Annotated in this window: 12 protein-coding genes; 3 read left to right on the plus strand and 9 right to left on the minus strand. The window is 61.1% G+C overall.

Features of this window, described 5'->3' with window-relative positions; translation table 11 throughout:
- Positions 1-35: 35 nt before the first annotated feature.
- From ACSPX5_RS24445 to ACSPX5_RS24455, 3 genes are all read right to left on the minus strand, one after another.
- Positions 36-2,537, minus strand: a complete 2,502-nt coding sequence (locus ACSPX5_RS24445; protein WP_439820405.1) for a TonB-dependent siderophore receptor — start codon at positions 2,535-2,537, stop codon at positions 36-38.
- 87 nt (positions 2,538-2,624) lie between these two features.
- Positions 2,625-3,626 carry a FecR domain-containing protein gene (locus tag ACSPX5_RS24450; RefSeq protein WP_439820406.1) on the minus strand — a complete coding sequence of 334 codons (1,002 nt, stop codon included), beginning with the start codon at positions 3,624-3,626 and terminating at the stop codon, positions 2,625-2,627.
- The gene (locus ACSPX5_RS24455; protein WP_439820407.1) at positions 3,626-4,126 is read right to left on the minus strand and encodes a sigma-70 family RNA polymerase sigma factor; all 501 of its coding nucleotides are present in this window, start codon (positions 4,124-4,126) and stop codon (positions 3,626-3,628) included. The genes ACSPX5_RS24450 and ACSPX5_RS24455 overlap by 1 nt, the downstream gene beginning before the upstream one ends.
- A 311-nt stretch (positions 4,127-4,437) precedes the next feature.
- On the opposite strand from ACSPX5_RS24455, the gene ACSPX5_RS24460 reads away from it, so the two are divergent.
- Complete coding sequence (locus tag ACSPX5_RS24460; protein WP_169428300.1) at positions 4,438-6,318, plus strand: methyl-accepting chemotaxis protein; 1,881 nt, start codon at positions 4,438-4,440, stop codon at positions 6,316-6,318.
- A gap of 59 nt (positions 6,319-6,377) precedes the next feature.
- Here ACSPX5_RS24460 and ACSPX5_RS24465 read toward each other — a convergent pair whose 3' ends face one another.
- The 5 genes from ACSPX5_RS24465 to ACSPX5_RS24485 form a co-directional block, all read right to left on the minus strand.
- Complete coding sequence (locus ACSPX5_RS24465) at positions 6,378-6,845, minus strand: SRPBCC family protein (RefSeq protein WP_169428301.1); 468 nt, start codon at positions 6,843-6,845, stop codon at positions 6,378-6,380.
- Between the two features lie 23 nt (positions 6,846-6,868).
- On the minus strand, positions 6,869-10,258 hold the full coding sequence (locus ACSPX5_RS24470) for an amino acid adenylation domain-containing protein (protein WP_439820408.1): 3,390 nt from the start codon (positions 10,256-10,258) through the stop codon (positions 6,869-6,871).
- A 13-nt stretch (positions 10,259-10,271) separates the two neighbouring features.
- Positions 10,272-11,201 (minus strand): diiron oxygenase, encoded by a 930-nt coding sequence (locus ACSPX5_RS24475; RefSeq protein ID WP_439820409.1) that lies wholly within the window; start codon positions 11,199-11,201, stop codon positions 10,272-10,274.
- Positions 11,198-11,971: a DUF3050 domain-containing protein gene (locus ACSPX5_RS24480; RefSeq protein WP_169428304.1), complete on the minus strand. Its 774-nt coding sequence runs from the start codon at positions 11,969-11,971 to the stop codon at positions 11,198-11,200. Before ACSPX5_RS24480 ends, ACSPX5_RS24475 begins: the two co-directional genes overlap by 4 nt.
- 754 nt (positions 11,972-12,725) lie before the next feature.
- Entirely contained in the window at positions 12,726-13,436 is a 711-nt protein-coding gene (locus ACSPX5_RS24485) for a GntR family transcriptional regulator (RefSeq protein ID WP_169428305.1), read from the minus strand.
- Between the two features lie 194 nt (positions 13,437-13,630).
- On the opposite strand from ACSPX5_RS24485, the gene lapG reads away from it, so the two are divergent.
- The gene (lapG, locus tag ACSPX5_RS24490) at positions 13,631-14,323 is read left to right on the plus strand and encodes a cysteine protease LapG (RefSeq protein WP_439820410.1); all 693 of its coding nucleotides are present in this window, start codon (positions 13,631-13,633) and stop codon (positions 14,321-14,323) included.
- 14 nt (positions 14,324-14,337) lie between these two features.
- Complete coding sequence (lapD, locus tag ACSPX5_RS24495) at positions 14,338-16,284, plus strand: cyclic di-GMP receptor LapD (RefSeq protein WP_439820411.1); 1,947 nt, start codon at positions 14,338-14,340, stop codon at positions 16,282-16,284.
- 59 nt (positions 16,285-16,343) lie between these two features.
- On the opposite strand, the gene ACSPX5_RS24500 is transcribed toward lapD, so the two are convergent.
- Positions 16,344-16,682 (minus strand): tryptophan synthase subunit beta, encoded by a 339-nt coding sequence (locus ACSPX5_RS24500; RefSeq protein WP_169428307.1) that lies wholly within the window; start codon positions 16,680-16,682, stop codon positions 16,344-16,346.
- Between the last annotated feature and the right edge of the window lie 49 nt (positions 16,683-16,731).

Consider the following 16,731-nt stretch of genomic DNA (forward strand, 5'->3'; position numbering starts at 1 on the left):
TCAGGAGCTGGCTTTTTTATGCACAAGACAAAGGCTTAGAACTGGTAACTGACCGTAGCGGCGACATTGCGCTCTTCGCCCATGTAGCAGAAGTCGAGACTGGCGCAGGAGGCTACATAGGATTCATTGGTCAGATTGTTCGCATTCAGGCGTACGTCGATACCCTTCAAACCGACCTTGCCGAGGTCATAGCCAATCGATGCGTCGAACAATGTGTAGGACGGCACCTTCATGGTGTTCTCTGCATCCGCCCAGCTGTAGCCGACATAACGCACACCACCGCCCAATCGCAGCCCATCAAGCGCCGCACTGTCGAACTTGTAGTCAGCCCACAGCGAGGCCATGTGCCGCGGCGCCTGGGTTGGCGAGTTGCCTTTGTTCTCGATCACGTTTGTCGGGGTGCTCAAGGTGCTGGTCATCGACTTCGAGTACTCGATGTCAGTGAAGGTGTAGCTGCCGAGGACTTTCAGGTTATCGGTCAACTGCATGTGCGCTTCCAGTTCCAGACCCTGAGAGCGGACAGCGCCTACAGCGCGATAGAAGTTTTCCTGCGGCAGTTTGGTTGCCAGGTTCTTCTGGTCGATGCCGAACAAGGAAGCGGTGAACAGATCGTCCGTCCCCGGTGGCTGATACTTCAGGCCCATTTCCCACTGCGTTCCATCGGTCGGTGCAAGAGGATTGCCGGCACTGTCCGCGTAGGAGTTCGGGTTGAACGACTCGGAATAGCTGACGTACGGCGCGAGGCCGTTATCGAACAGATACAGCGCGCCGGCACGGCCTGTGAGCTTGGTGCGTCGATCATTGATCTCGGTGCCGACCGGACGGCCCGCTTCGGCAATACGGTTTTCGTCGGAGGTTTCTACCCAATCCTGGCGCAGTCCCAGCGAGAAGCGCCACTTGTCCATCTCGATCAAGTCTTGCAGGTAAACGCCGGTCTGCTCCAGGCGCCGCAGGTAGCTCGTCTCGCCGTAAGGCGTGATAGCGGAATTGCCATACACCGGGTTGAACGCATTGATCGGCGCCAGGCCGCCACTGGTCCAGTCGACCACGGTTTTGCGCCGCTGATAATCCGCCCCCATCAGCACCGTGTGCCTGGTCGCGCCGGTGAAGAATTCAGCCTGGAGCATGTTGTCGACGATGAACGCGTGCAGACGCTCGTCACCTGCGGTGTAGTAGCGATTCAGTTCGTTGCCGGTCGGCGACGTCCAGCCATAGGCGTACACCTGATCCATGTTCACTTTGGAGTCGAGGTAGCGGAAGTTCTGCCGCGCGGTGAAGACATCGTTGAATCGATGTTCGAACTGGTAACCGAACGACTGCTGATCACGGGAGTAACCATCGATGCCCGGCTCGCCTTCGAAGAAGTGCGGTGAGATGCGGTTGCCGTTGCGCTGATGAATCGTGCCGTCGGCCGGCACGCCGCCGTGGTAGCCGCCATCCGGGTCATGTTGCAGATACGCTTGCAGCGTCAGCGATGTGTCCTCGCTGAAATCGATGCTGACCGTTGGCGCGAGGGCGAAGCGCTTTTCCTTGTTGTGGTCGAATTGCATGTCGGACTGATCCGTCAAACCGGTCAGACGATAGGCGATACGCTTGTCGTCATCGACCGGGCCACTGAAGTCAAAACCGACGCCGCGCTGGCCCTGAGTGCCAACGGTGGCTTGAACCTGGTGATAGGCCTCGTACAGCGGCTTCTTGCTGGTCAGCGCCACCAGCCCGCCCGGCGAGCTACGGCCGTACAACACAGAAGACGGGCCTTTGAGAATATCCACGCGCTCGAGGAAATACGGATCGACCTGCATGGTGCTGTAGGTGCCGCTGTCACCCATGGACTTGAGGCCGTCGAGGTAGATGTTGTCCACCGAACCGTCGTTGAAACCGCGCATCGCCACGTAGTCGTAGCGGTGCGTGGCACCGTAAGGGTTGGTCAGCACGCCGGGGGTGTAACGCATGGCTTGGGATACGGTTTGCGAGCCCTGGTCATCCATTTGCTCGCGGGTGACCACGGACACGCTTTGCGAGGTTTCCAGCAGCGCGGTACTGGTTTTGGTGGCGATCTGGCTGTGCGTCGCGTTATAGCCATCCATGCTGCCCAACGCGTTGCCGAGGGCGAAGCCTTTGATGTCGGTGGTCGGCAGGGCCAGCGCTTCGGTTTCTGCAACGGAGCGCAACACATAGCTACTGCCGTCCTGGCTGACCGCCTCCAGGCCCGAGCCGCCGAGCAAGTGGCTCAGGGCCTGATCGGTCGAATACTCGCCCTGCACACCCGGTGACTGCCGGCCCTGGGTCTGCTGTGGCGTCATCGACAACGTGATGCCCGCCTGACGCGCGAACTGGTTGAGCGCATCGCCCAGTGGTCCGGCGGCGATGTTGTAGCGGTGGCTGCCGACCTCACTGGCGCTCGCCGCGACGCTCAGGTTCGGCAGCAGTCCAACGCCCAGTGCCGTGGATAACAACGCGGCCCGAACAGCGTGGCGCAGCAGGCCCGATTCGACAGTGAAATTCAGAGAGTTCTTACAGGTAACGCGCGCAGTCATTGTAGGTTTCCGTAGGCAGTCGCGAAGGCTGAGTTGAAGTGCTTACTGACTAAGCCGGACTTGCCACGAAAACCCGCCAAAATAATTTCAGGCCACAGACTCCAGCGTCACCCACCAACGGGTGCGATAGCGCAATTGCACCGGCAGGGTCTGCGGCAGGATCGCCAGCAGCTTGTCGGTGTCCTCAAGACGGAACACGCCGGACAGGCGCAAATCCGCAATGTCCGACGCACAGCTCAGAAAACCCTGACGATACCGGCCGACTTCGCCGATGAAGTCGCCCAGCCGCATGTTGCGCGTCACGATCATTCCGTCGACCCAGGCGCCAGCGTCCATGTCCAACGGTGGCGCCGGTCGAACTCGATGGTGATCGATCAGATAGCTCTGACCGGCGATTGCCTCGGTCGAGTTGCCTGCGGATTGAATCGCGACCCGGCCACTGGTGACGCTCAGGCGCGTGCATCCATCTTCCTGGCGCAGAATGAATCGTGCCTTGAACGGCTCGTAGCTGCCATGACGGCTCTGCACCTGCAGCGGTCGGTCAAACGTTGCACCTTCATCGGCGCCGCCGCAGGTGACGATGATTTCGCCACGGGTCAATCTGATCAGCCGTTGCTGCGCGGTGTAATCGAGATCCACGCTGCTGGCGGTGTTGAGTTCGATCCGCGTGCCGTCCGGCAACTGGAAGCCACGGCGTTCGCCGGTGGCGGTGGCGTAGTCGGCGCTCCACTGTTGCCAGACCGAAGTGTCGCTGGCCAGCCATCCCGCCGAACCCATCAGCAGCGCGCCGGACAACAGCTTCAATGCCTGACGTCGGCCCAGACCCTGTGCACTGTTTTCCAGCGTATTGAACGCCACCTGCGCACCGGGCACGGCGCTCAGATTGTGGGTCAGTTCGGCTTGCAGAGACTGCACCCGTTGCCAGGCCAGTTCGTGATCATGGTGTTCGGCGCGCCATTGTTCGCACTGGCGATTCAGGCGCGGATTGCCATGGTTGTTGCGCAGACGCAGGAGCCAGTGAATGGCCTGTCGTACGACCTGCTGCGGCGGCTCGGCGCGTCGGCCAAGCGAGAGGTTATCCACCGGCATCAGTTTTCGTACCGCAACACGTAGCAGTGAAACAGGGCGTCGGCGACGTAGCGTTCTACCGAGCGCAGGGACAGCCCCATCTGCTCGGCGATCTGCTTGTGGGTCAAACCTTCGCACTGCGCCAGCAGAAACGCCTGACGCACTTTCGGTTTAAGTCCTTCAAGCATGCGGGCAATGCTTTCCAGCAGTTCGATCACCAGTGCGCGGGCTTCGGCACTGGGTGTCTCGGCTTCGGGCAAGTGGGCGATGGTTTCCAGGTAGGCGCGTTCGATTTCTTCGCGTCGCCAATGGTCGATGACCAAACCGCGAGCGATGGTGCGCAAAAACGCACGGGGCGCCTTGAGTTCGAGACGTTCGGTGCGCTGCAGCAGGCGCACGAAGGTGTCCTGGGCCAGATCCGCCGCATCGGCGGCATTGCCCAGCCTCGCACGCAACCAGCCGTTGAGCCAGCCGTGATGACGACTGTAAAGCGCCTGTACTGCAAACTCAGGTGATGACATGAACGCGACAGCCTGAACGTCACAAATGATAATTAGTCGCATTGTCATCAAGGGGTGGAGAATTTGCAACCGGCGCTGCAAAACAGCCATTAAAAAATGACAGGCGAACGCACTGGCACACCGCCCGGCGGGAATCTGGCAGAAATGCCGTCCATTTCCTACAAAGCGTTAAGTTTTCTCCGAATCGTGCCGACAGACTGGGGAGACATGCGTGCACCAAAGTAGAGCAGCCGTCAGAACGCTGCCTGCGCTGTACATGGAATGTTGCATCCGGAACGCATCCCCACTTTTGGCATAAGAAGTCCCATGAAATGAATCTCAAGTTCAGCCATAAAATCCTGTTGGCCGCCTCGGGCGTCGTGGTCCTGGCGTTCGCGCTGTTCACTTTGTACAACGACTATCTGCAGCGAAACACCATTCGTCAGAACCTGCAGTCCTCCGTCCAGCAGGCCGGCGATCTGACCGCCAGCAGTGTGCAGAACTGGATGAGCGGGCGGATTCTGGTCCTGGAAAACCTCGCGCAGAACGTTGCTCACCAGGGCAAGAACGCCGATTTCCCGGGGCTGGTCGATCAACCGGCCTTCACCTCGAATTTCCAGTTCACCTACGTCGGCCAGGCCAACGGTGTATTCACCCAGCGCCCTGACGCGAAGATGCCGGATGGCTACGACCCGCGTCAGCGTCCCTGGTACAAACAGGCCGTGGCTGCTGACCAGACCATGCTGACCCCGCCGTACATGGCCGCCGTTGGCGGTCTGGTGGTGACCATCGCCATGCCGGTGAAAAAGAACGGCGAGCTGCTCGGTGTGGTGGGCGGTGACCTGAGTCTGGAAACCCTGGTGAAGATCATCAACTCGGTGGACTTCGGTGGCCTGGGCCACGCGTTCCTGGTCAGCGGTGACGGTCAGGTGATCGTCAGCCCGGACAAAGACCAGGTGATGAAGAACCTCAAGGACATCTACCCGAACGCCGGTGTGCGCATCGAGAAGGGCAACCAGAACGTGGTGCTCAACGGCCAGGAACGCATCCTGTCGTTCACCCCGGTCGCCGGTCTGCCGAATGCCCAGTGGTACATCGGTCTGTCGATCGATCGCGACAAGGCCTACGCCGCACTCAGCCAGTTCCGTACTTCGGCTCTGATCGCGATGTTCGTCGCAGTGGGCGCGATTGCGGTGTTCCTGAGCCTGTTGATCACCGTGCTGATGCGTCCGCTGATCACCATGGGCCGTGCGATGCAGGACATCGCTCAGGGTGAAGGCGACCTGACTCGCCGTCTGGTAGTGGAAAGCAAAGACGAGTTCGGCGAGCTGGGCAGTTCGTTCAACCAGTTCGTGGAGCGGATTCACGCGTCGATTTCCGAAGTGTCTTCTGCGACTCGCCACGTACACGACCTGTCGCAACGGGTGATGGCATCGTCCAACGCCTCGATCATCGGTTCCGACGAGCAAAGCGCACGCACAAACAGCGTGGCCGCCGCGATCAATCAGTTGGGTGCCGCCACCCAGGAAATCGCCCGCAACGCTGCCGATGCTTCGCAACACGCCAGCGGCGCCAGCGAGCAGGCCGATGACGGTCGTCAGGTGGTCGAGCAGACGATTCAGGCCATGACCGAGCTGTCGCAGAAGATCAGCCTGTCGTGCACCCAGATCGAAACCCTGAATGCGAGCACCGACAACATCGGCCACATTCTCGACGTGATCAAAGGCATCTCTCAGCAGACCAACCTGCTGGCGCTCAACGCGGCCATCGAAGCGGCTCGTGCCGGTGAGGCCGGACGCGGTTTCGCGGTGGTGGCGGACGAGGTGCGCAACCTCGCTCACCGCACCCAGGAATCGGCGGAAGAAATCCACAAGATGATCACCTCGCTGCAGGTCGGCTCCCGCGAAGCGGTGGCCACCATGAACGCCAGTCAGGCGTCCAGCGAAGAGAGCGTTGAAGTGGCGAACCAGGCCGGTCTGCGCCTGGTCAGCGTGACCCAGCGCATCGGCGAAATCGACGGCATGAATCAGTCGGTGGCCGCCGCTACCGAGGAGCAGACTGCGGTGGTGGAAACCCTCAATGTCGACGTCAACCAGATCAACCTGCTGAACCAGCAGAGCGTGGCCAACCTCAATGAAACGTTGAAGGATTGCGATGCGTTGTCGCAACAGGCCAACCGTTTGAAACAGCTGGTCGACAGCTTCAAGATCTGATCGGTTGCGGTCAAAAAAACGCCCGCTGCGGAGCGATCCACAGCGGGCTTTTTCATGCTTTACACAAACAGCTTCAGCACATTGCCCATCGCATCATCGGCAAACCCCTGCACGAAATCCTTGAACCCCGGCAGCGCCTCGGGGCCGCCGGAGGCGGGTTCGGCAATGATCGTCCAGGTCGCCCGCGACTTGCCCGCGCCCAGCGATTCCACATTCATCGCCGCCCACAGGTTGGCCACGCCCAGCGTGTTGTAGATCGTGGTCCAGGTCATGCTCAGCGCCTGGTCGTCCCGGGAGTTGAGTTGCTCGACCACCACGTTGCCATCCTTGAAGAACTTCTTGCGCAGCGAAGACACGCCTTCGCCGGTCATTTCGATGTGCGACAGGGCCGGGATGAAACGGTCGAAACCGTCGAATTGGCCGACCACCGCCCACACTTGTCTGGCGTCCACCGGCACTTCCACCGAAGACACGACGTGGCAGCCGTGAGGGTTTTTGATCAGGGTGTCGGGTTGAAGATTGCTCATGGTGTTGCTCCTTGGTTGATGAGTCAGATGAAGTTGATTTCTTTCAGGTAGTCGCAGCCGCGACGCAGCAGCGCCGGGGATTTTTCCGGGTAGTGCGCGCCCATCTGCTGCACGCCGGCCTGGGCGTTGGCGTGGCCGATCAGGGAGATGTCGCCGATGTCTTCCTCGAAGCCGTTGAGGTAGAAACCGAGCACGCCGAACAGCGCGTTGTCGGCGTCGACCCGGCCCAGTTGCTGTTGCCAGTCGGCGACGCTGACCAGTGAAAACTCGCTGCCGGTTTCGCGGAATGACGCGACGTAGGCATCCCAGCTCAGAGGCTCCGGGTTGTGCAGGTTGAACACCGCCCGTTCGGGCGAATAACGGCTGGCGTGGAAGGCGATGAAACGGGCGAGAAAGTCCACCGGCATCAGGTCGAAGTTCAGCGCGAAGGCCGGGACCTGGCCGAGTTGGATCGAGCCCTTGAGCATCAGCATCAAACGGTTCTTGTGCGGCTGGCAGACGCCGCTGAGGCTGTTGAAACTGATGTTGCCGGGCCGGTACAGATTGACCCGCACCCCGCGCTCCCGGGCCCGTTCGAGGAGGCGTTCGCCGACCCATTTCGACAGGTTGTAGCCGTTGCGGATGTAGATCGGCGGCGTCGGTGCGGCGGGCAGCTCCAGCACCCGGCCCGCGTCGTCGACGGTGCTGGAGGCCGACAGCGTCGAGACGAAGTTGAACACCTTCTTGCTGCGCCCTTCGCACAGGCGCAGGAGTTCGAAAATCGGCTCGACGTTGTCCGCCGCCAACGACTCGTAATCGAGGACGTGATTGACGTTGGCGGCGTTGTGCACCAACGCGCCGAACTCGCGATCCAGTCGCACGAAGTCGTCATTGGCCAGACCCAGTTGCGGCTGGGTGATGTCCGCCGAATAGACCCGCACCCGACTCAGGTCCAGATGCTCCAGCCGGTTCTCTCGCAACGAATGGGCAAAGCGCTGCGCCGCGGTTTGTCCGCCGCCATCGCGCACCAGGCACGCCACCTCGCTGGCGCCCCAACCCAGCAACGCCTCGACGATGTGCACGCCGACAAAACTGTTGGCGCCGGTGACGATCACCTTGTGCACATCGCCCATGCGGCTGATCGGCAACGGCTCGATGTCCAGCGCTCGCTCGGCGTCGGCCATTGCCTGTGCGCTGAGTACCGCGCTGTCATCGGTGCCGCGCACCAGCGTGGCGAGCTTGGCGATGGTTGGCAGTTCGATGAAGCGGTTGATCGAAATGCTGCGACCGAATTCCTCCCGCAGACGCAGGAGCATGCGCGACAGCAGAATCGAGTGACCGCCGAGATTGAAGAAGCTTTCGTCAGTGGAAATGTCGCTGGTCGGCAACTCCAGCAACTCGCCCCAGATCTCCAGCAGCAGCGCTTCGTCGGCGTTGGCCGGCAGGCATTTCGGGCCGCTGTCCTGCACGCTCACCGGCAGTTCCAGCAAGGCTTTTCGGTCGACTTTGCCGTTGGCGGCGAACGGCATGTTCGGCAGCTCCGTCCACGCCACCGGTTGCATGTAGTCGGGCAAAAACTGCTGGGCATGTGCCTTCAGCGCATCGCGGGCGGCATCCGATTGCGGCTGCGCGAAGAACGCCAGAATCCGCCTTTGACTGTCGATCACCACGGCGATCTGCCGATACAACTGGCTCTCGCGCAGGCAACGCTCGATCTCTTCCGGCTCGACCCGGAAGCCGCGGATCTTCACCTGATTGTCGCGGCGTCCGCACAGCTCGATGCCGTCCTCGCCCCACTTGGCCATGTCGCCGCTGCGGTAGGCGCGCAGACGCTGACCGCCCGGCAGCTCCAGGTGCAGATAGCGCTCCGCCGTCTGCTGGGGATTGTTCAGGTAACCCAGGCACACGCCCGGGCCGACGATGAACAATTCGCCCACCGTTTGCTCCGGCACCGGTTGCAGATCGTCATCGAGGATCAGCACCTGACTGTTGGCAATCGGCCCGCCGAGGGTGCGATTGCTGTCGCCCGGTTGCAGCTGTCGTGCGGTGATCAACACCGTGGCTTCGGTGGGACCGTACAGGTTGTGCAACTTGCCCTGGCGCGTCAGTTGCTCGATCACGAACGGCTCGCAGACATCACCGCCGGTCATGATCTGCCCGACGCTTTGCAGTTGCTCCAGCGGCAGGATGCTCAGCAGCGCCGGCGGCAGGAACGCGTGGGTCAGTTGCCGACGGCGGATCAGCGCCACCAGTTGCAGCGGATCACGGCGCTGGTTGTCGTCGGGCACCACCAGTTCCGCGCCTTCGAGCAGGGTCGGGAAGATGTCGATCAGCGACGAATCAAAGCTCAGCGATGAGAACTGCAGTACCCGACTCTCGGCCCGCAACTGCACATAGTCGGCGTACCACGCGGTGAAATGCGCGAGGTTCGCCTGAGTCAGCAGTACACCCTTCGGATGCCCGGTGGTGCCAGAGGTGTAGAGCGCCATGCACGGTGCATCGAGCTCGGGCCGACGACGCATCAACGGTTGCGACAGATCGACATCAGTGCGGTCGATGCGACAGACATCCAGCCCTGGCATCGAACCGCTCAGCGGGTGTTCGCCATCGTGCAGCAACAGCACCGCCCCGGCGTTTTCCAGGATGTACTGCTGGCGTTGAAGCGGATGGCTGGGTTCCAGTGGCAGATACACCGCGCCGCTGCCAAGAATCGCCAGAATCGAAGCAAACAGCGCATCGCATTTCGGCAGGCAAATCCCTACCACCCACGGTTGCGGCTGTGTCTCCAGCATGGCCAGCAAACATTGCTGGATCGCCCGGCTGTGATCATGCAACTGGCGGTAGCTGATCGACTGCTCGGCGAGGTGCAGCGCCGGGCGCTTCGCATGCTCGATCAGGCTCTGTTGCAACCGCTCGATCACCGGGATCTGCGCCTGTTGCAACAAGGCCGGGTTGGCCGTGGCATTGAAGCGATGCACATACGCCAGGCTGTCGAGAAACAGCAGGTTTTCCACCTGCTCGAAGTCCGGCGCACGGGCCGTCGTCGCCTGCTGGAAATACTCGGCATCGCGGGAGAAGCGACTGACCAGCAGCGCCACTTCGTCCACCACCTGCGCCAGTGTTCGCTGGCGCAGGGCCTGACCGTTACCGGACGGTTCGTCGGCAATGGGCACGCGGCTCAGCAGTGTCGTGTTGCAGAGGCATAGCAGATCGAGAACCGGCAGTCCGCCGATGCCCGTTGCACCGATGCCCAAGCGCAAGTTCAGGTGCGGTGTCGTGCCGTAATCCTGCGGCGCAAGACTGCCGTCGTCGATCACCAGATCCACCGACGGAGCAAACGCCGTCAGCAATGAATGACCGTGTTGTTCGAGCTCCTGCGCCAGGTCGGTCAAGGCCTGGCTGCGGCCCTTCAGCAAAATGTCGAGACGTCTCATGTCAGCCTCCTTGTCAAACCAGGTAGTCGCGCAGGGCGTGCTGTACGCACGGTGTGTCGAGCAGTGAGCTGTTGTGGAAAAAACGCACGATGTTGCCCACCAGCGGGTGGTGGCGATTGATCGGGAAGGCCAGCCCGGCCATCTCGTCCTTCAGGGCGCGGCGGGTGGCATCGTTGACCGGCAAGGCATCGATCAGGCGCAGGTCGAAAGATTTCTGGATGTCATTGGTCAGGTAGTGGCCGATGAACACCGGCAGGATCTGCGCAATACATTCGCGATCCGTATCGCTCGCGGTGTGCCAGTAGATGCGCACCATCCGCGCCCAGAAACTCGAGTGCCGACCCTCGTCCAGCAGATGGTCAGCCATCAGGCCCTTGATCGACGGCTTGACCGTGTCGTCCCGGGCGAACGCCGCGACATCGCCAGTCACAGTGTTCTCGGCGATGGCCACGCAGATCAGCTCCACGGCGCTGCGCAGGTGTTCCGGGGCCAGTTCGACGGCGGCCGGAATAGCCCGGCTCAGTTCGATTTCATCCGGCAACTCGATGGGCTCGATACCGGTCAGGGCCACGGTCTGCTGCATGAAATCCATCGCCACCAGCGCGTGGTAATCCTCATCCACGACGACGGTCATGGCGTCGTAACGACAGGCGAACGGGAACGCCAAGGCGAAGCGGTTCTTGGCGATGCTGCGGGCGGTCTTGTCGACGATCTCGGTTTCGAAAATCACCACGTCGTTGATGAATTTGTACAGCGTCTGCACCAGGGCGAAATCACGCTGTTCCGGGCATTCGCGCAGGAAGGTTTCGCTGAGCACCAACGGCTGGCGGCTGAGCGGATAGATCAGCCGCGCGTCGTCCTCCAGCACACGACGCGGCCGGGTGCGAATGGTCGCGCGGCTTTCCCAGGCATCGGCGAAAGACTGGTAGTCGGCGGCGTTCATTGGGCCACCTCCGCCAGCGGTTCACGCATGCTCAGGCGCAGGCCGTCCCACAGGGCGATGCGGCTTTCCACGGCGGCGATGGCGCTGGCGTAAACCTCGGCTTCGCGCTGTGGATCGCCATCGACCAGACGGTCCAGCAGTTGCTCGGCGGCCGGGCCGTGGTCTTCGGAGTCGACCTCGATGTGTCGCGCCAGGTAGTAACGGAAGGTCGGCGCCTGTTCGACGCCAATGCCCCAGGCATCGAGCATGCGCTGGAACATGGTCGGGATCACGCTCTCGCGACCGTGCAGGAAGGCGGCGGCCACGCTGTGCCCCGGCGCATGCAGTGCGGTTTGCAGCGTGTCACGCACGAACTGCGCCGCCGCCGGATCGACCTCGACGCTTTGCAGGGCGACGTCGTAACTCACGCCTTCCTGCTGCAGCATCACGAAGCGCTCCACCGCTGTCGTGTCCGCGCCGACTTCGCGCATCGCATCGAGGTACAGTTCGAAGTGACTGTAATGCCCGTGTGACAGCCGATCGTCCGATTCTTCCCCGAGCACGATTTCGTTGATCAGTCTGGCTGCATGCGGATCGCGCGGCGGCAACCACGGCAGACGAGTGCAAGTCAGTTCCTGCTGCAGGCGTTTGGTCAGTGACATGAAGTCCCAGACAGCAAATACATGGGACTCCATGAACCGGCGCAATGTCGCCAAAGAATCGATTTCGGAGAAGATCGGATGAACGCTGAGTTCGGCTTTCTTTAGTGTAAGTTGCTCTTTGGTTGGCATGGTTGCGAGACTCTGGCTAATAGGGAATAGGGACTGCTCAATCAATCGCTAATAACGTTGAACAAGTTTCTCCAGGCGAACGACAGCCTCATTCGGTTTCGATGAAAACAGGCAATGTCTGAAGGGCCCGAGACAGCAGCGGACGGTGAAACCGTCGCAATCGAGGCCGTACTGCAGGGTTGGGCCGGGTTTGTCATTTCGGATCCAAACTCGGCGAAGAAAAACTAATACATCGCAAAACAACTTAACAAGTTTATTTTTAATTATTTTTAGTTGGCTGTTTTTCAAGTATGAGTGGGTCTGATAAAACTTATGAGTTAAGTTTTATTTGGGCGTAGTTGCTCCTTTCGGCGTTTAGCGGCCAAAATTGAACGACAAGAGTGAATGCCTCACTCGAAGCAACTTTCCAATTGAGTAGTTGAATGAATATGAGGGGATGAAGTCGGGCTGTAACGGCGCCGTTTCTTCCTGTTCCCGTGACAAGGCTCCTTCCGTAGGTTCCTGGTGCGGGGACTGCTGCCGGGGCGGCGCGTCCCCGTTCTATATTGGGTTGGCGATCCAAGGGTGCGCGTAAATCGGCGCCGCGGCTATCGTCGAAAATGACTTCCTTGCGGTGCAATTTCCGGGCTGTCCAAAGCAGGGGGGAGGTTAGAGCGAAGGCGCCGAAGTGCCACGGCAATTGAGCGTGAGCGGCGTGGGGATTTGTAAGCGGGTTATTCGCCGGGTGAGCAGGCGCTCACCCGGAAGGGGGCATTCAGCGGGCGGTCTTGCGATTTTGAGCGGCGGGGCTGGCAAGGTAACGGGTGATGACCTCGACACCACGGTTGAGGTGCTGCTCCAGCAATGCCACCGCGAGCGGGGTGTCCCGTTGCTTCACGGCTTGCAGCAGAGCACGGTGATCGTCCTGGGAGATCTTGCCCAGGCCCATGGCCTCAAGGTTGAAACGCAGGAAGCGTTCTTCTTCATTCAGGCCGTCTTCCACCAGCCGCAACAGTCGGCCATTGGGCGCCTTGCTGTAGAGCGCCATGTGAAACAGACGGTTGAGCCGGCCGATTTCGGTGTAGTCGTGTTCGATTTCCAGCTCTTCGATGTAGCCGGCCGCGCGCTCGTGATCGGCCGGGGTCAGCAGCGGGATCGACTGGCGCAGTGCTTCGGACTCCAGCAGGATGCGCAGCTCATAGGTTTCGGTCGCGTCGCCCTGGATCAGCGGCGCTACCACGGCGCCTTTGTGTGCAACCACGTTCAACAGGCCCTGGGCTTCGAGCTGACGCAACGCTTCGCGTACTGGCATGCGGCTGACGCCGAACAGGTCCGCCAGATCCTGCTGGCGCACGGCGGTGCCGCACGGCAGGCGCCCGTCGAGAATCGCGGCGCGCAGTGTTTCCTCGATGACCGAGCGCGCCATATGCGCGGGAATCGGCCCGTCGACTTTGATGCTGTGGAGTGGCTTGGGCTTCTGGGTCACAACTGCACACCCTTTGACTGCGGAATTTGGATCCAAAGGACACTAGTGATTGCTCTACAGGTTGTCAAACCGTGTAGAAGAACCCTGTCACATCTGAAGTTTAGCGCGCCAGCGATGATCTCAGGGTGCCATTGTTTTTTGCTCGGCTAACCTTCACCATCAAACGCCTTTCCTCCTGCTCTGGATGCCTTGCATTGGCGGTACGTTTCGCGATCCCACGGATTGCGCGCTGGCTTGCCTGCGCGCTGCTGCTGGCCGGCGTCATGCTGGGCGGTCTGCATGCCGATTGGGATTTTTCCGCGATCAGCCGCAAGGCCACGGCATTGTACGGACCGCTGGGCGCCGGGCAACAACGGATCGACGCCTGGCAGAATCTGCTGGCCACCCAGAAGCAGGTCAGCGAGATGGAAAAGCTCAAAGTGGTGAACCTGTTTTTCAACAAACAGATGCGCTATGTCGAGGACATCGACCTGTGGGGTCAGGTCGATTATTGGGAGACGCCCATCGAAGCCTTGTGGAAAGGCGCCGGTGACTGCGAAGACTACGCGATCGCCAAGTATTTCAGCCTGCGCCACCTCGGCGTGGCCAGTGACAAGTTGCGCATCACCTACGTCAAGGCCCTGCGCCAGAACCGCGCGCATATGGTGTTGACCTACTATTCCAGTCCCGACGCCATGCCACTGGTGCTCGACAGTCTGATCGACCCGATCAAATCGGCTTCCGAGCGAACCGATTTGCTGCCGGTCTACTCTTTCAATGCCGAAGGTCTGTACCTGCCGGGGGCCAAGGGCAACAAAAAGGTCGGCGACACCAAACGCCTGTCACGCTGGCAGGATGTGTTGAAAAAAATGCAGGCCGAAGGATTCCCGGTCGAGACGACTAACTAGGAGCACGCGCTCAGATGTCCTTGTTCAAACAGCTGTTGATCGCTATCTGTCTGTTCCTCGTGGTTGCCTTCACCGGCAGCTTCATGGTCAGCCTGGAGAGCTCGCGCACCCAGTACGTCAACCAGTTGCGCTCCCACGCCCAGGACGCCGCCACAGCGCTGGCGCTGTCGCTGACACCGAATATCGACGACCCGGCGATGGTCGAGCTGCTGGTCAGTTCGATCTTTGACAGCGGTTATTATTCGAGCATCCGTGTGGTCGACCTGAAGACCGATCAGACCATTGTCGAGCGCAGCGGCATTCCTGCCGTCACCAACGTGCCGGACTGGTTCGTCAGACTGATCGGCCTGGAGCCGGCCGGTGGCGATGCGCTGGTCAGCCGTGGCTGGGAGCAGGCGGCGCGGGTCGAGGTGGTCAGCCATCCGATGTTCGCCCTGGCCAAACTCTGGCAGAGCGCACTCGGCAGCCTGGGCTGGTTGCTGGTCTGCGGCGCGGTGAGTGCGGTGCTGGGCGCGTTGTTGCTGCGTCGGCAATTGAAGCCGCTGGATTACATGGTCAAGCAATCCCACGCCATCGCCCGCCGCGAATTTCTCAGCCTGCCGGACCTGCCGCGCACGCCGGAATTGCGCCGTGTGGTGCTGGCGATGAACCAGATGGTCGAGAAGCTCAAGGCGCTGTTTCAGGAGCAGGCCGAGCGCAGTGAAAAACTGCGCACCGAGTCCTATCAGGACAACCTCACGGGGCTGGCCAACCGGCGTTATTTCGAGATGCAGCTGAATGCGCGGGTGAGCAACCCGGAGCAGGCCAGTTCCGGTTATCTGCTGCTGTTGCGGGTCAAGGATCTGGCCGGGCTCAACCAGCGCCTCGGCGGTCAGCGCACCGATGAGTTGTTGAAAGCGGTTGGCGAGAAACTGTCCCGCGAGTGCGCCAGATACCCGGAAACCCAGAACCTCGTTACCCGGATTCGCGGCGGTGAATTCGCCGTGCTGGCGCCGGGGCTGACCCGCGAAGAAGCGCTGCAACTGGCGCAGAGCCTCGACAGTGCGTTGAGCAGCCTGCATGCGACAGGCGCCACCGACGTGGCCGCCGTGGCTTCTATCGGTCTGGCGCCGTTCGCTCACGGCGATTCGCCGCAAGCGGTGCTCAGCCTCGGCGATCAGGCACTGGCCCAGGCCGAAGGTCAGGGCGAGCAGAACTGGGCGTGCCTCGACCAGAGCCTGGTGGCGGAGGTCGGTGACGATCACCACGCCTGGCATCGCTTGCTCGATCAGGCGCTGAATCAGCGGCGTTTCGAGCTGTTCTTCCAACCGGTGGTGGCGGCGCAGGACACACAGCTGGTGCTGCATTACAAAGTGCTGTCGCGGCTGCTCGACGAACAGGGCCAGACCATTCCCGCCGGGCGTTTCCTGCCGTGGCTGGAGCGCTTTGGCTGGACCGCGCGACTGGACCGGTTGATGCTCGAGCGAGTGCTGGAGCAAATGGCCGACCATGAAGAATCCCTGGCGCTGAATCTGTCCTCGGCGACCCTGGCCGATCCACAGGCGCTGAACAAAGTCTTCGAGATTCTGCGCTCGCACTCCAATCTGGGGCCGCGCCTGACCCTGGAAATCGGCGAGGAGCAACTGCCGGAGCAGGCGGTGCTGGAGCAGTTGACCCGGCGCCTGCGCGAACTCGGTTTCTCCCTGAGCCTGCAACGGTTCGGCGGCCGTTTCAGCATGATCGGCAACCTGGCGCGGCTGGGGCTGGCGTACCTGAAGATCGATGGCAGCTACATCCGCGCGATCGATCAGGAGAGCGACAAGCGCCTGTTCATCGAGGCTATCCAGCGTGCGGCGCACAGTATCGATCTGCCGCTGATTGCCGAGCGGGTCGAAACGGAAGGGGAGTTGTCGGTGATTCGCGAGATGGGGTTGTATGGGGTTCAGGGGCAGCTCTTCGGTGAGCCCAAGCCCTGGAAATAATGCAGCGCCAGATGATCGTTCCCACGCGGAGCGTGGGAACGATCAACAGTACAAACGGATCAGATCAACCCGCCCTCATCCTCATCGATCAACTGACTCAACCCGCCCAGTGCTTCCCGGGCCTGGGTACGGTCCATCAATTTGGCCTGGGCCGCCGCTGGCAGGTCGGTGACGCGAATCACGCCTTTCTGGGTCAGGACCTGAATCAGGTCGTCGAGTACCCGAATCATCTCCAGGTCGCTCTGTTTGAGCTGTTTGAGGCTGTTTTCCACCGCCGCATTGGCGAACCAGGCCTGGATTTCATGGTGGTCGGCGGGCAGCGTTTCCGTGGCCTCGGCCCAGGCCGCAGCTTCCACGCGAACCAACTGACCCTGTGCATCGCGTTGCACGTAAAACATTGAGCATCCCTCGGAAATGGACCAGCGTCATGCTGTCAGCAGCATAGCC

The sequence above is a fragment of the Pseudomonas sp. HLG18 genome (assembly GCF_051903985.1).
Classification (GTDB): domain Bacteria; phylum Pseudomonadota; class Gammaproteobacteria; order Pseudomonadales; family Pseudomonadaceae; genus Aquipseudomonas; species Aquipseudomonas fluorescens_BT.